Below are 14,511 nucleotides of genomic sequence, written 5' to 3'. Positions count from 1 at the left end.
GGAAAGCAGTCTAGACCGGCATTACCCGCATATGAGGCGCCGCTCGACGAACGTCAATGTCGCTTCAAAAAATAAAGTAACTGCCTCTCGAATGAGCAGTTTTGCCGGACGTTTGCTATTGATAACTCTAAAAATTGAAGCTACTGCAATCGACATGTCTTCGCGACGCCCCGGTCATTGCCTGGTCTCGACGGCGGAACAACAAACGGCCCGGCTCTCTTGGAGATATCTCATGACCTACAGGATCAACGTCAACGGCGTAGACCATTTGGTAGACGTCGATAGCGATACGCCGCTGCTATGGGTTCTGCGCGACGTACTCGGAATGACCGGCACAAAATTCGGCTGCGGCGCGGCTCTTTGCGGCGCCTGCACTGTCCACCAGGACGGTAGCGCGATTCGCTCTTGCGTCACCCCGATCGACAGCGTCGCTGACTCCAAGATTACAACCATCGAGGCCGTCGGAGAGACGCCGGCTGGGGCGAAGATCCAGAAGGCCTGGCTCGATCTCGAAGTCGTGCAATGCGGCTACTGCCAGTCCGGCCAGATCATGTCGGCCGCCGCGCTGCTGGCGAGCAATCCGAGCCCGAAGGACGGTGACATCGACGATGCCATGGCGGGCAACATCTGCCGCTGCGGCACTTATGTCCGGATTCGCGAAGCCATCAAGCACGCCGCTGCGGCGCCGGCTGCTACCGGACAGAAGGGCTAACATCATGTTCGATAAATTGATCGATCGCGAAGACGATACGGCTTCGTCGATGCGCCCGTCGCGCCGCACATTTCTCATCGCCGGCGCCGCCGCCAGCGGTGGGTTGGTACTGAGTGTCAGTATGCCGGGCTGGATAGGTGGTGCGGAAGCTGCCGACGCGGCGAGCTTCGCGCCCAATGCCTTTGTGCGTATCGGCCGCGACGGCAAGGTGACGCTGGTCATGAATCAGGTTGAGATGGGGCAGGGCACCTACACTTCGATGTCGATGCTGATCGCCGAAGAGCTCGAAATCGAATTGTCGAAGGTAAACCTCGAACACGCGCCGCCGGACGACAAGTTGTACGGCAATCCGCTGCTGGGTTTTCAGGTCACCGGCGGCTCGACCTCGGTGCGCGGCTTCTGGAAGCCACTGCGCATGGCCGGCGCTACCGCAAGGGCGATGCTGATCTCTGCCGCGGCGGAAGTCTGGAAGGTCGATACCGCGTCTTGCCATGCGATCAAGGGGGAAGTCATCCACGCCTCGACAGGCCGTAAGCTGCCTTATGGCCAGCTCGTCGACCAGGCCGCGAAATTGCCTGTGCCGGCCGATGTCGCCCTGAAGGACCGCAAGGATTTTACCCTGATCGGCACCTCGGCGAGGCGTACCGACACCGCCGGCAAGGTCAACGGCACCGCCGAATACGGTATCGACACCAAAGTGACGGGCATGAAGGTCGCGACCGTCTCGGCTTGTCCGGTGATCGGCGGCAAGCTCGGCAGCGTCGATGACAGCAAGGCGAGGGCAGTCAAGGGCGTACTGAAGATCGTCAAGCTCGACAACGCCGTGGCTGTCATCGCCGACCACATGGGTGCGGCGAAAAAGGGACTCGAGGCGCTCGCCATCACATGGAACGAGGGCGCCAGCGCCAAGGTATCCAACGCCGACATCGTGCGGCAGCTCAAGGACGCCTCCGCCAAGGACGGCGTCGTGGCCGTCAAGCAGGGCGATATTGTGAAGGCCATGGCTGCGGCAGCGACCCAGCTAGACGCGGTCTATCAGATGCCGTTCCTAGCCCATGCCGCGATGGAGCCAATGAACTGCACCGTGCACGTCCGCAACGATGGCTGCGACGTCTGGGTCGGCACCCAGGTGATGACCCGGGCGCAGGCAACCGCCGCGGCCGTCACCGGCCTGCCGCTCGACAAGGTCAACGTGCACAATCATCTGCTAGGCGGGGGCTTCGGCCGGCGGCTCGATGTCGACGGCGTCACCCAGGCGGTGCAAATCGCCAAGCAGGTCGACTACCCCGTCAAGGTCATCTGGACCCGCGAGGAAGACATCCAGCACGACGTCTATCGTCCGTATTATTACGACACGCTGCGGGCCAGCCTCGACGCCAAGGGTAAGCCTATCGCCTTCAGCCATCGCGTCGCCGGCTCCTCGATCCTGGCGCGCTGGGCACCGCCGGCGTTCAAGAACGGTCTCGACGCCGATGCGGTCGAGGCCGGGTTCGGTCCCTACAGCTTCGACAATCTGCTGGTCGATTACGTCCGGCAGGAGCCGCCGATCGGCCTTACGACCGGCTGGTGGCGCGGCGTCGGCACCACGCACAATGCCTTCATGGTCGAAGGCTTCATTGACGAATTGGCCGCCAGCGCCAAGCAGGATCCGATCGCCTATCGCCGCGTGCTGCTGGACAAATCGCCGCGCGCCAAGGCGGTACTCGATATCGTCGCAGAGAAGGCCGGCTGGGACAAGCCTTTGCCGGCGGGCAAAGGTCGCGGCGTCTCCCTGGTGTTCGGCTTCGGCAGCTACATCGCGCAGGTTGCCGAGGTCTCGGTCGGCAAGGATGGTCAGGTCAGGGTCGAGCGCGTGGTCTGCGCCGTCGATTGCGGCCAGATGATCAACCCCGACACCATCAAGGCGCAGATGGAAGGCGGCATCCTGTTCGGACTTACCGCGGCGCTCTATGGCGAGATCACGCTGAAGGACGGTCGCGTCGAACAGAGCAATTTCGACACCTACCAGGCGATGCGCATCAACGAGGTGCCCATTATCGAGGTTCACCTGGTCGATAGCCACGAGGAGCCCGGCGGCATCGGCGAGCCCGGCACGGCCTCCATCGCGCCCGCCGTCGTCAATGCAATATTTGATCTGACCGGCAAGCGGCTGCGCAAACTGCCGATCGATCCGTCGCAGCTGAAGTCCTCTTGATTAGCGCATGAGAGGGGCAGGCCGCTGCAGATCCCGGCTGCCCTATTCGGAAAGCCCTTTCGCCGCCCGAAACGCCGTTCGTCTCGCTTCGCGCTCTTTAGTCCACCGCTTGCTTATCGTGCTTCGGGTGTCATCGAACGTGAACTTCTTGCCCGTGGATGGCATCCGCCAGTCGGCATCGATGACCTTTCCGGTCTTCTTGTGGATCATATGGGCGGCCGGCTCGTCCTTGGCTCCGAAGCCTCCATACTTCATGCCCCATTGCCGCAGCAGAAGTATCACGGGATCCAATTCTTTGCCTTTGTCCGTGCGTCGGTATTCGTATCGGGGCGGCCTCTCGCTGTATAATCTTCGCTCGACAACCCCGTCCTTTTCGAGCCGCTTCAGCCGCGTCGAGAGGAGGTGGGACGACATTCCAGTTTGTGCCTGCAAGTCGTCGAACCGCCGGGTACCCATAATCAACTCGCGAAGGATCAACAGGGTCCAGCGGTCGCCCACGACCGAACACGCGCGGGCGATCGGACATTCGGTGTCGGACACGTCATCCCAACTCATCGTTACCTCCTGCATTCCGGTCTGAAGCGAAATTGTTAGGCTTCGGATATGCAATTTGAGACTTCACTATTTGAAGTTTTGTCTCTATTGCGACAGTTTTGTGAGCCTTGTCAAGGAAAACGCGAGGAATTCACGGCAGTATCCAGCGCAATTCGCCCGCGGACGAAGCGTCCTCTGCGTGCCCGCCTGAAAGTAGCTTCATAAATTAAAGTGACCTTGACTCCGGTCCAACGTGGCTTCATATAGTGAAGTGACATTGGGAGCCGCGCGCTCTAAAGCCTGCCGCCACTTGATTTCCACGCTGCCGCGTGCCGAAGCCGATGAGAGCTGCGCCCTCATGGACGAGCAACATGCGATCGCCTGGCATCGGCTCCGATCGAACCCCGAAACGCGAGGACACCATGACCGCGAAAACATACGCCCCCGACCGGACGGCACTCCTGATCGTCGATCCCTACAACGATTTCATGAGCGAAGGCGGTAAGCTCTACAACGCGATCAAGGAGACCGCCGACGCTTCAGGCATGTTCGCCAACCTTCGAAAGCTGATTCCGGCTGTGCGTGCGGCCGGAATCCAGGTCTTCATCGTTCCTCATCACCGTTCCGATGCTCACGGTCATGACTATGACGGCTGGCAGCACGTCAACATGTTTCAGGAGCAGAATAAGCCCCTCAAGGCGTTTGAAGTTGGAACCTGGGGCGGCCAGTTCAATGCCGAGTTCGGTCCCCAAGAGGGAGACGTTATTGTCAAGGAGCACTGGGCGCAGAGCGGTTTCGCGAATACCGACCTCGACCTGCAGCTCAAGCAGCACGGTATTCAGAAGCTCATATTCGTCGGACTGATCGCCAACAGTTGCATCGAGTCAACTGCGCGCTTTGGCATGGAACTGGGATACCACGTTACGCTGGTGATGGATGGTACGGCGGCGTTCAGCGTCGAAGGAATGAAAGCTGCCGCGACGAATGCTCCCATGTTCGCACACGCCATGCTGAACACTAAGGAACTGCTGGAGCAACTGGCTGTTTAAGCGCGGATAAAACGGCCTCTCGAACACATCGTCTATTCAGGTTTCGGGCATTGAAAGAAATGGACACGAAGATGATATTGGGACTCTCGACCTCAAGTTTCACGCTGCTCCACGTCTTGATCAGTCTTGTTGGAACCCTCGCTGGATTTGTGACCATTGGCGCGATGTTGTTCGGCAGGTGGCTCCGTGACTGGAATGCGCTTTTTCTAGTTGCAACAATAGCTACCAGCGTAACGGGTTTCTTCTTCCACTCTGCCAGCTTCGGACCACCGCACGTCATAGGGGTTCTTTCGCTGGTGGTTCTATCTGTAGCCCTTTCGGCGCAATACATTGGCCATTTACAGGGACGATGGCGCTGGATTTACGTATCTAGCGCGGTCGTTGCTCTGTATTTGAACTCGTTCATTGCGGTCGTTCAGGCTTTCCAGAAAGTATCGTTCTTAGCGGCTTTGGCGCCAACCCAATCCGAGCCGCCGTTTTTAGCTGCACAATTGGTCTTGATGGCCGTGTTCATCGTGCTGGGGTACTTCGGCGTCAAACGCTTTCATCCGCCCTCGTTAGCCAAAAATCTCAAAGCGGCGTTAGTCGCCGGGGACGGGAGATAGCCCTGCTTTGAAGATCCGCCGTGGGTGGCAGATTATAATCGAACTGATTGAAAGAAAAAATCATGGCCCAGACGGATTCTGTGACGGTCGCTGCATTCGTGATGCCGCGGCCGGACCACCGGCCTTGGCGCCGCGTCGCTGCGCCGCTGGCCGCGGTGTCCGCCGTCGCGGGATTCGCGTTAGTGGCGACGCTGAGTTGGGACGGTTGGACCGGCGCGCTCTCCGTACAGACTACGAACGACGCTTATGTCCGTTCGCAGATGACCAGGCTCAGCAGCCGGGTTGCCGGCGAGGTTAAAGCGGTCAACATCGATGATTATCAGCATGTTGGTGTCGGCGACCTTCTGATCCAGATTGACTCCGCGGATTACGAAGCCCAGGTCGCCCAAGCCGAAGCAGCCGTGGCAAGCGCACGTGCAGCGCTCGACAATCTCGAAAATCAGGCGAAGCTGCAATCCGCGACCATCACGCAGGCCGAAACACAGCAATTGTCCGCCCTGGCGCTCGAGACCGAGGCTCGGCAGGAGCAGGAGCGACAGCAGACGCTCACGCTGACGCAATCCGGCACGCGCCAGAAATCCGAACAGGCCGTCGCTGCCTACGCCAAGGCCCAGGCGGACGTGAAGGCAAGCGCCGCGGTCATCGCCGCACAAAGGCACCAATTGGAGGTGCTTGCGGGAACCAAGTTGCAGCGCGCCGCGGACCTGCTCGGGGCGCAGGCTACCCTTGGCGCGGCAAGGCTGCGCCTGGGTTACACAAAAATTGTCGCACCATTCGACGGCGTCGTTGGTGAACGGCAGGTGCAGCCCGGTGACTACGTGAATATAGGAAGCAGCCTGATCGATGTCGTACCTCTGCCCAGAGTCTATCTCGTCGCGAACTACAAGGAGACCCAACTGACCAGGGTCAAGCCCGGTCAGCGTGTCGAGATTGTCGTAGACAGCTTTTCAAACCAGCCGCTCCACGGGCGCGTGGCAAGAATTTCGCCGGCAAGCGGTTCGCAATTCGCGCTTCTGCCGCCCGACAACGCCACGGGAAATTTCACCAAGGTCGTGCAGCGCATTTCGGTGCGCATAGAAATAGATCCAGGACAACCACTTATCGAGCGCCTGTTGCCTGGCATGTCAGCGACGACCCGCATCCGCACAGACCAGTCGATCGCAGGACCCAATGGCGCAAGCTAACGTCATCAAAAGTGGACCGGTTTCTGCTGGCATAGTTGGGTTCCAACCGCTGTTTGCGGTCGGCGCAGTCCTGATTGGATCGTTCTTGGCCAGCTTCGACACGCGGCTGTTCTCACTGGCGTTGCCCGACATCCGCGGCGCAATGTCGCTCAGTTTCGATGAGGGCGCCTGGCTCAGCACGACCACTTCCGCGTCGCAAATCCTGATCGCGCCGGCAGTTGCGTGGTTAGCGACGGTATTCGGGTTGCGCCGCGTGCTCGGAATTCCCAGCCTGGTCTATGCCGTGATCTCGCTGCTCATTCCATTCGTCAAGGATTACAATTCCCTGTTGGCGCTCAGCTTCGTCCACGGAATCCTTCTTGGAACTTTCGTGCCGGCGACGCTGATGATTATCTTCCGCAACCTTCCCATCAAGTGGTGGCTGCCGACGATCGCCATCTACTGCATACGGGTGGGCTTTTCGACGAATTCCGGGATTTCACTCGCCGGTTTCTATGTCGATCATGTCGGCTGGCAATGGATGTATTGGCAGGACGTATTCGTCGCGCCCCTGATGGGGCTCTTCGTCTATCTTGGGACGTCCCATGAAGTCGTCGACAAGGACCTGCTCAAGCAAGCCGACTGGGGCGGCATGCTTCTACTCGGCGTCGGCATGGCGATGGTCTATGCCGGGCTTGACCAAGGCAATCGGCTGGACTGGCTAGGCTCCGGCGCCGTCGTCGGCTTGCTCGGCGGCGGCGGATTGCTCTGCGCTGGCTTTTTCGTCAACGAGTCGCTTGTCGCGCATCCATGGGCGCATTTCGAGGTGCTGTTTTCCCGCAATATCGGCTTCGCACTTGCTGCCACACTCTTATATACGTTCACCAGCATTTCGAACTCCTCGCTCGCACCGAACTTTCTCGCGACTATAGGGCAGCTGCGGCCGCAACAATCAGGCCCGTTATTTCTTACCTTCGCCATCCTGCCAATGGCGTTCCTTGTCCCCCTTTCGATCTATCTCATCAGGCACCACGATGTTCGGCTGGTGCTCGTTGCTGGACTGGCGTCGTTCGCCGCCGCTGGACTGCTCGGTACCGAGCTCACACACGATTGGTCATTGAACGACTTCATCCCGATGGTGCTTTTGCAATCGGTGGGCCAGTCCTTCACGTTGCTGTCGATTATCATAATTGTGCTCTCGAACTCCGATCCGACGCGTGCGACCGCATTCTCCGCCTACATCCAAGTGATGCGACTAGGCGGGGCAGAAACTGGTGTCGCGCTGATGGGCACCTGGTTGCGTATTCGCGAGCAGGTCGACTCGAACCTGATCGGGCTAAAGATTTCTGCAGGAAGCGCCGATGTTTCCCACGCGCTTGCGAGCTTGACCGGTCGATTTATTTCGCATGGTGCGGGTGTGGCGCAGGCGCGAGGCGCGGCGATGTTGGCCGCAACTGTTCAACGGCAAGCCAACACCATGGCCTACGTAGACGGCTTCTGGCTAACGGTGTGGTGCGCGATCGCAGCGCTTGCCTGCGCCGCGATGATCGGCGTCGCCCCACCGGGGCCGCTATCGCCAGAACAAGAATAACCGCAATTCCACCAACAGGTCGCCGAACGAGGCGATCCGCAACGGAGAGGAACAGGCAGCATGTCCGCATATCTAATTTTCACGCGCGAACGCACCATCGACCAAAGCGAGCTCGACGTCTATGGCGGGTTAGCGCCGGCGACCGCCGTCGGTCACAACATGACGATGCTCGCCCGATATGGCGACTTCGAGGTTCTGGAAGGTACGGCAATCGAAGGATCCGTTGTGCTCCGATTTCCCACCTTCAAAGAGGCGAAGGCCTACTACGACAGCCCCTCCTACCGGGCAGCAGCCGCGCATCGGCACGCAGGAGCGGATTACCGGGCCTTTATCGTCCAGGGCATCGATTAAAGCCCGAACTCCTGTTCGCGCCAGCCGGGCTGGCCATTTTCTTCCATCGATAATCGTCAAGGACAAACATCATGATCCACCGTCGCCTCGGCCGTTCCGGACTTCGGGTTCCGGCACTCAGCTTCGGTACCGCTACATTCGGCGGCGGCAACGACTTCTTCAAAGCCTGGGGATCGACGGATGCCGGCGGCGCCGCGCGGTTGATCGATGTTTGCCTCGATCACGGCGTGTCCATGTTCGATACGGCCGACGTTTACTCTGACGGAATGGCCGAGACGATCCTCGGTGAGGCGATCATGGGAAAGCGGCATCGACTACTGATCTCGACCAAGGCCACGTTCCCAACGGCCGATGGCGCAAACGACTATGGTTCCTCAAGGCAGCATCTGATCGATGCGGTCGACGGTTCGTTGAGACGCCTCGGCATCGATCATATCGATCTCTTTCAACTGCACGGACAGGACTGCAATACCCCGGTCGAGGAAACGCTTTCAACGCTCGATCGGCTGATACATCACGGCAAGATCCGATATGTCGGAGCTTCCAATTTTTCGGGTTGGCATCTGATGAAATCGCTCGCCACGGCCGATCGCTACGGCTACCAGCGCCACGTCGCACATCAGGTATACTACTCGCTCCTGAATAGGGATTACGAATGGGACCTGATGCCGCTGGGCATCGACCAGGGAGTCGGGGCCGTTGTCTGGAGCCCGCTCGGATGGGGCAAGCTGACCGGCAAGATCCGACGCGGACGGCCCGCACAGCCCGGCACGCGGGCCAGTGACATCGCCGGCACCGGTCCACGCTATGACGACGAGCGCCTGTTCCGGATCGTCGACGCGCTGGACGCGGTCGCGCTTGAAACCGACAAGACCGTCACCCAGGTGGCGCTCAACTGGCTTATCGAGAAGCCCACTGTGGCAAGCGTCATCGTCGGCGCCCGCAACGAGGAACAACTCGCGCAGAACATCGGGGCGGTGGGCTGGACGCTCTCCGGCGATCAGCTCAATGTGCTCGACGCAGCCAGCGACATCTCCCCCGCTTATCCGGCCTGGCATCAGAACGAGTGGCCCGCCTTAAACGAAGGCAGGAACGCCGGGAAGCCGCAGCGATGACGCGCGACATCGTCAGTTGCGAAGCCATCTACTCTCGACGACGATTTCCCCAGATTGCTTACTCGCTTGAATGAGACTGAATTGCAGTTTCGGTTCGAGCGCGCATATCGCGTTATAAGATAAAGGAAAAATGGCGCACCCGACATGATTCGAACGTGTGACCTTTGCCTTCGGAGGGAAACGCTTACCGATCCTGCTGTAGGCTGCCGACGGGTATTGAAGGGTTTGGCCAGTAGTTGGATGTGCCACGATGGATTCCATGAAAAGTTGGGGGCAAAGCGCCAGTTTCCGGTGGAAGCTCAAACGGTGGGGTTTGGTCTGCGAAGGTCGAATGCGTTATCCTTCAACGGGGATTGACTGACACTCTCTCCGCCGCTGCACTGTTGTCCTCTATCCGATCGTTCGAACGGATTGGGACTAGCTCTGCGATTTTACCGCCTAGTGACTGCGTACCCCTTAGTGCGGGTTGGGGGAGGGACGTCGAGATGGCTGTCGACAAACGTTCTTGACAGTTTTGGTTAAGCGGTCTGTTCGCCCGGCTCGCACGGCCCCTCACGAGGCGCAGCGAAGCTGGGTGAAGACCGTAGCGGTCGATGAGGCCGGCGTCCAGGGTCGTAACGACGTGGTCGCCGCTCTCGAGTTCGACAGTCTGTACAGGCTGGTCGACGAGCGCTTCGCTGACGAAGATGAATTTGCCGTTTGATGCGATCTCGTCGCTGCCGCGGACGCGGCGGATCACCGCAACGACCCGGCCGTTGGTTATCGATGATGAGAGCGATTAATCGCGCTCGGGCCACTCTCTCGCTGGAATAGACCAGCGCCCACGCAAAAACGTTGTTCCCACCAGAAACGACCGACGCGGTCGTGGGTGGCCTATCGTCAATCAATGCCTTCGCGCCGGACGTTGAAGACTGAGCTCTGCCACTATGGCCCCAGATTCATCTCGCACCTCGATGGTGACTTGACGCGACCTATTGGCACTGGCTCGATCGCGCACAACGTCAGCTAACGATTTCGCTGCCTCGATATCGGGCAGGAGGATGCCTTCCTCGTCGACCGCGAGTTCATCGCCCTCCCGGATATCGAAGAAGTAGCGTCTCATCGTCCGGAAGCAATCTGGATCGAACCGCGCTATGAGCCTTCGCGGCGACGAAGCTGCGAGGCTCCGCACATGATTGGCATGGAGACAAAATCACAGATCAAATGTCTCTCCAATCGTTCCTTCCACCTTGAACACTCAGGTCGAACGTTCTTTGGACCCTTCTGGCTCGTCGCTATTGTCAATTTGGGATTGGAGGACGCTTGATTAGTGCTCGACCAAATGCGCCGATCATTGCTGCCGCCTCATGATCTCCACGACCATCGAGAATGCGATGAAGCATCCTCGCACTCTCCTGCAATACGGGCAAAAGAGACGGGTCACGTTCGCACAAGACGCCTGCGATACACAGCGCAAGGGCTTCCATACCCATCTTCGCTTGAGCTAGCGGATCTGCTGCCATCTTTTCTTGCCTTCATAGACAGTTTCGCAGTCGTACACCGTCGAAACCCCGGACTCAGTTTGTGAGACGCTCGCTCCTGGAGGCGATCAAGCCCTTTAATTCCCCGACAAGACGCCGCCTGATGAAGTTGCGTTCAGCGTCAGTCAGGTGAGTGTCCAACAGTCGCCGGTATCGCCGTACATTTTCTTCGCGGGTCCACCGAGCATTGGCGCGAGATATTCTCAACGGCCGACGCCGCCTCGTCGCAGCATGCCGTTCCGGATCGGAAACAGCGCAAACAAGTTTGCTGAAACGAGGCAGCGGCATCGCCATTCCGCCGCGAGGCGGCGGGTCATTCTCCTCGTCCAAACGCTTCAGCGCGGCCAGGATGTCGGCAAGGCGCAATCTATGTGGGATGCCGGGCACTTCCCGAAGAGCCGGCTGGGACTCGACGGCGTACATATCCGACGCCCAGGAAGAGAGGATGACGCGCTTCTCGTCTGTCGAAAGCCGAGCATCTTGCAGTAAATCTCCGGGTGAATTGTAGTGGGATACCGGATGGAAAAGGGGATCAATGATGTTGGCATTGCGATTGACGTGGCTCATGTCGTGTCTCCTATTTCTCCTTTCGTCCAGAGACGGGTTGATACGAGTTTAGGATGAGGTCGGCGAGGTTTACGCGCCGCCGACCTCAGATGTCAGTTGCTATTGATCGCAATGCGCTTGACGCTCGATCTCGATTGCTCGGACTTCGGTAGCGTGACGGTGAGGACGCCGTTCTTGAACTCGGCTCTCGCCTTGTCTTCTTCGATGCCATCAAGCGAAATCTGTCGCTCGAAAGATCCGTAGTATCGCTCGCTGACGAACTTGGAATCGTCGTTGCGTTCGGCTCTCCGTTCACCGCGGATCGAAAGGACGCCATTGGCGATTTCAACCTGGACATCCTTTTCGCTGAGGCCGGGAAGTTCGGCAGAAACCGCGAGCTCCTTGTCGGTCTCACTCAGTTCCAGGCGCGGCCAGCTGAACTGGCCCTCCATCAGCGGAGTGTTGATGCGACCGAAAGAGCCGAAGCCGCGGAAGGCGTCATCGAACAGGCGGTTCATCTCGCGATGGAGCGTGAGAAACGGATCGAACGCCTCGCGTCTGGTTGAGAGTTCTTGACCTTTGGTCCAGGGAACCAGATCCCGAATACCCATGATATCCTCCTAACTTGACATGCAGCTGGTCAGCACACGGGCGGCTATCGTCCGTGCGTGATTTGACCCAACATGAAGCGGGCTCAGGCCGCCTTCTGCGTAATTTGCCCGGCGGGAGCGTCACCTTCGATGGCGATGCGCCGAGGCTTCATGGCCTCGGGGATTTCGCGCACGAGTTCGATCCGCAGCAGACCATTGTCGAACATTGCCGTCTTTACTTGGACGTAATCGGCAAGGTTGAACTGCCGCTTGAAAGGACGCGCCGAGATGCCCCGATAGAGGAATTCGTGCTGGTCCTTATCGCCCTTGCGCCCCTCTACGGTCAGTACGTTCTGCTCGGCCGTCACGGAAATCTCATCCTGACTGAAGCCGGCCAGTGCCACCGAGATCTGGTAACGGTCCTCGCCGAGCCGCTCGATGTTGTAGGGCGGGTAATTGTCTTCGGACCGATGCTGGGTTTCGTCGAGAAGATCGAAGAGGCGGTCGAATCCGATGCTCGAACGCCATAGGGGGGTGAAATCGTATGTCCTCATAGCCAAGTCCTCCTGAGAGCAAGATGGATACGAAGGAGCGCAAGACATATGGTGCAAGACACCTGTCCGGCGCCCTGTTCGCTCTGCCGAGCCCAACCTGGCGCCCGGCACCCGCCCGAAAGCGGCAAAAATCCAATTAGAAAACCGGCATTCAGTTTCAAGGGTAGCTGTAAATTTTTTTTGGCTTGGTTTGGCTCGGCTATTCCAGCCCGCACCGGAACCGAGTTCGTTCAATTTGCCCACCAAGCGCACGACGGGGACGGGCGATCTGCGCTGAGCCCACTCAATGCGGGGGCATTGTCGCTCCGCGTACCAGACGGGATTGGAGGCGCGTTTGCACTTTGTTCGAGAGGGCAGCGGTGTCGAGCCACCCCCGGGAAGGCACATCTGTCAAAATCCGTGCCAGCCCATTACGGCAATTCCATTCGCTCCACCATCAACCGCCACCGCTCAGTTGCCCTTGCGGACCAGCTTGCGCTCAATGGGCAAAGCTGAGCCGCCCACCGGATTGCATTTCTTGGCTTTGTCTCGAATTTCGTTCAACGTCACACCCTGGATTCGGGGCCTACGCTGACGCGCCACAATCGCATAGGGGCGGACGATCAGCCCGCAAGCAGCCGGCGGGAAAGCGCCCCAGCCGGTTGCGCGCGGGTCTTCCTGCCGCCGGCTCGGAGCCTGCCGGCAGCTGGCCGCGGCAGAATCTCAGCCCGCCAATCGGGGCAATTCGCTTCGAAGGCCCGCATTATGAAGTGCACGCCTATCGCCGCTACGATGAGCGCCAGAATGCGGATTATGACGTTTATTCCGGTCTTTTATTCCGGTCTTTCCCAGGAACCGCTCAATCGCCGTCGCCGTCCAGAGTGTCACCCCGATCAGGAATGTTGCACTGATCGACGCCGCGGCAAGCAGCGCCTTCGATAGCCGGCCGGGATTAACATTGGAGAGGGTGATGATGATGCTCACTTCGGCTGGGCCGATTTACGCTACCACAAACAACCTTCGAGGGAGGCGAGGACGCGCCTAGCTGGTGATCTGGATTCTGATGAGGAACAATCCAATTTGCTCATTGTTCTTGAAACTCTGCATACAGCGGAGAGGAGGACCACATGAGAAAGCTGTTCCTGGTTTCCATCGCTACTATATTGGCGTCAACAGGTGCCTTCGCTCAGACGGTTGTCGGCACGACCGGTGCCGGACACGCAGCCACTGTGCAGATCGAACCGCAGTACCGCACGCGTATCCACGACTACGTGACCGAGCACAAGATTCGCCCGGTGGAAACGCGGGAGAGGATCGTCGTCGGTTCACCTGTGCCGCGCGAAGTCGAGCTCGAAGCAGTGCCCGCCGATTGGGGGCCTTCGCTCACTCGGTATCGCTATATCTATTCTGGCGATCGCGTGATGCTCGTCGATCCCGAGACCCGGACCGTCGTACAGGAAGTCGATTGACGATCGCGGACGACTGCTCCGGTGATTGTTTTCCTGCAAAAGGAAGAAGCCACCAACTGAGGTGGCTTCTTTTTCGTTCCGATTCACATACGTTACTTCCGGAGCCTCAATCCAGCCGGATCCGACCATGATGCCGCGCGGCGACAAGTCCAGCTACACTGGCAAGCAAAACTGCCAAGCCGAGCACACCGAAGAAGGCTATGGGCACCGCGGCCCGAGCGGTGCGCACGGCGTCATGTCACATCGTCCTATGGTGCTTGCGGTGCTTGTGGGATCGGCTTGAGGTCATCGTGCCGGATCCGCGCCGCTCCTTGGTGTCGTTCAGGGTCGCGCCGGGGTTAGGGGATCCTGGACTGCTGGTAGCGCCTTGACCGCTCTTCGCTGCGGGGGAATTGCCACCTCCACCGCCTGCACCACCACCACCGCCGCCTCCACCCTGCGCGGATGCGGCCGCAATCGATCCAAAGACAAAGGCTGCCGTCAAGGTTACTTTCGCTGCTCTCATCAAACGTTCCTCCGAATAACCATATGTCCGGTGC

The 14,511-nt window shown here is 59.2% G+C and carries 16 protein-coding genes; 10 read left to right on the top strand and 6 right to left on the bottom strand.

The window, feature by feature from the left end:
* Positions 1-232: 232 nt before the first annotated feature.
* Complete coding sequence (locus tag ACOIX3_RS31885) at positions 233-712, top strand: (2Fe-2S)-binding protein (RefSeq protein ID WP_420965934.1); 480 nt, start codon at positions 233-235, stop codon at positions 710-712.
* A gap of 4 nt (positions 713-716) precedes the next feature.
* The gene (locus tag ACOIX3_RS31880; RefSeq protein WP_420965933.1) at positions 717-2,906 is read left to right on the top strand and encodes a molybdopterin cofactor-binding domain-containing protein; all 2,190 of its coding nucleotides are present in this window, start codon (positions 717-719) and stop codon (positions 2,904-2,906) included.
* Positions 2,907-2,948: 42 nt separating this feature from the next.
* Here the strand turns inward: ACOIX3_RS31880 and ACOIX3_RS31875 are convergent, their stop codons facing one another.
* Positions 2,949-3,461, bottom strand: a complete 513-nt coding sequence (locus ACOIX3_RS31875) for a winged helix-turn-helix transcriptional regulator (protein WP_420965931.1) — start codon at positions 3,459-3,461, stop codon at positions 2,949-2,951.
* 401 nt (positions 3,462-3,862) lie between these two features.
* On the opposite strand from ACOIX3_RS31875, the gene ACOIX3_RS31870 reads away from it, so the two are divergent.
* The 7 genes from ACOIX3_RS31870 to ACOIX3_RS31840 all read left to right on the top strand — a co-directional run bounded on the left by ACOIX3_RS31870 (position 3,863) and on the right by ACOIX3_RS31840 (position 10,017).
* The gene (locus tag ACOIX3_RS31870; protein ID WP_420965929.1) at positions 3,863-4,489 is read left to right on the top strand and encodes a cysteine hydrolase; all 627 of its coding nucleotides are present in this window, start codon (positions 3,863-3,865) and stop codon (positions 4,487-4,489) included.
* A 59-nt stretch (positions 4,490-4,548) separates the two neighbouring features.
* Entirely contained in the window at positions 4,549-5,094 is a 546-nt protein-coding gene (locus ACOIX3_RS31865) for a hypothetical protein (RefSeq protein ID WP_420965927.1), read from the top strand.
* A gap of 62 nt (positions 5,095-5,156) precedes the next feature.
* Positions 5,157-6,278 carry an HlyD family secretion protein gene (locus tag ACOIX3_RS31860; RefSeq protein ID WP_420965925.1) on the top strand — a complete coding sequence of 374 codons (1,122 nt, stop codon included), beginning with the start codon at positions 5,157-5,159 and terminating at the stop codon, positions 6,276-6,278.
* Positions 6,265-7,848 carry an MFS transporter gene (locus ACOIX3_RS31855; RefSeq protein ID WP_420965922.1) on the top strand — a complete coding sequence of 528 codons (1,584 nt, stop codon included), beginning with the start codon at positions 6,265-6,267 and terminating at the stop codon, positions 7,846-7,848. The genes ACOIX3_RS31860 and ACOIX3_RS31855 overlap by 14 nt, the downstream gene beginning before the upstream one ends.
* A gap of 60 nt (positions 7,849-7,908) precedes the next feature.
* Positions 7,909-8,199: a DUF1330 domain-containing protein gene (locus ACOIX3_RS31850; protein ID WP_420965921.1), complete on the top strand. Its 291-nt coding sequence runs from the start codon at positions 7,909-7,911 to the stop codon at positions 8,197-8,199.
* 71 nt (positions 8,200-8,270) lie between these two features.
* A complete protein-coding gene (locus ACOIX3_RS31845; protein WP_420965920.1) occupies positions 8,271-9,314 on the top strand; it encodes an aldo/keto reductase in 1,044 nt (347 codons plus the stop codon).
* A 574-nt stretch (positions 9,315-9,888) separates the two neighbouring features.
* Positions 9,889-10,017 carry a hypothetical protein gene (locus tag ACOIX3_RS31840; protein WP_420965919.1) on the top strand — a complete coding sequence of 43 codons (129 nt, stop codon included), beginning with the start codon at positions 9,889-9,891 and terminating at the stop codon, positions 10,015-10,017.
* Between the two features lie 180 nt (positions 10,018-10,197).
* On the opposite strand, the gene ACOIX3_RS31835 is transcribed toward ACOIX3_RS31840, so the two are convergent.
* From ACOIX3_RS31835 to ACOIX3_RS31815, 5 genes are all read right to left on the bottom strand, one after another.
* The gene (locus tag ACOIX3_RS31835; protein ID WP_420965918.1) at positions 10,198-10,416 is read right to left on the bottom strand and encodes a DUF6894 family protein; all 219 of its coding nucleotides are present in this window, start codon (positions 10,414-10,416) and stop codon (positions 10,198-10,200) included.
* Between the two features lie 454 nt (positions 10,417-10,870).
* Positions 10,871-11,401 (bottom strand): hypothetical protein, encoded by a 531-nt coding sequence (locus tag ACOIX3_RS31830; RefSeq protein ID WP_420965916.1) that lies wholly within the window; start codon positions 11,399-11,401, stop codon positions 10,871-10,873.
* Between the two features lie 92 nt (positions 11,402-11,493).
* Positions 11,494-11,991 carry an Hsp20/alpha crystallin family protein gene (locus tag ACOIX3_RS31825; RefSeq protein WP_420965915.1) on the bottom strand — a complete coding sequence of 166 codons (498 nt, stop codon included), beginning with the start codon at positions 11,989-11,991 and terminating at the stop codon, positions 11,494-11,496.
* Positions 11,992-12,074: 83 nt separating this feature from the next.
* Positions 12,075-12,524: an Hsp20 family protein gene (locus ACOIX3_RS31820; RefSeq protein WP_420965914.1), complete on the bottom strand. Its 450-nt coding sequence runs from the start codon at positions 12,522-12,524 to the stop codon at positions 12,075-12,077.
* Positions 12,525-13,226: 702 nt separating this feature from the next.
* On the bottom strand, positions 13,227-13,487 hold the full coding sequence (locus ACOIX3_RS31815) for a hypothetical protein (RefSeq protein ID WP_420965913.1): 261 nt from the start codon (positions 13,485-13,487) through the stop codon (positions 13,227-13,229).
* A gap of 143 nt (positions 13,488-13,630) precedes the next feature.
* Here ACOIX3_RS31815 and ACOIX3_RS31810 point away from each other — a divergent pair, with 143 nt between their 5' ends.
* Complete coding sequence (locus tag ACOIX3_RS31810) at positions 13,631-13,972, top strand: DUF1236 domain-containing protein (RefSeq protein ID WP_420965912.1); 342 nt, start codon at positions 13,631-13,633, stop codon at positions 13,970-13,972.
* Positions 13,973-14,511: the final 539 nt, after the last annotated feature.

Origin of the sequence: Bradyrhizobium sp. B120 (genome assembly GCF_049075665.1) — a bacterium.
In the GTDB taxonomy this organism is placed as follows: domain Bacteria; phylum Pseudomonadota; class Alphaproteobacteria; order Rhizobiales; family Xanthobacteraceae; genus Bradyrhizobium.
The sequence above is the reverse complement of the archived record's forward strand: the minus strand, read 5'-3'. Positions and strand labels throughout refer to the sequence as shown.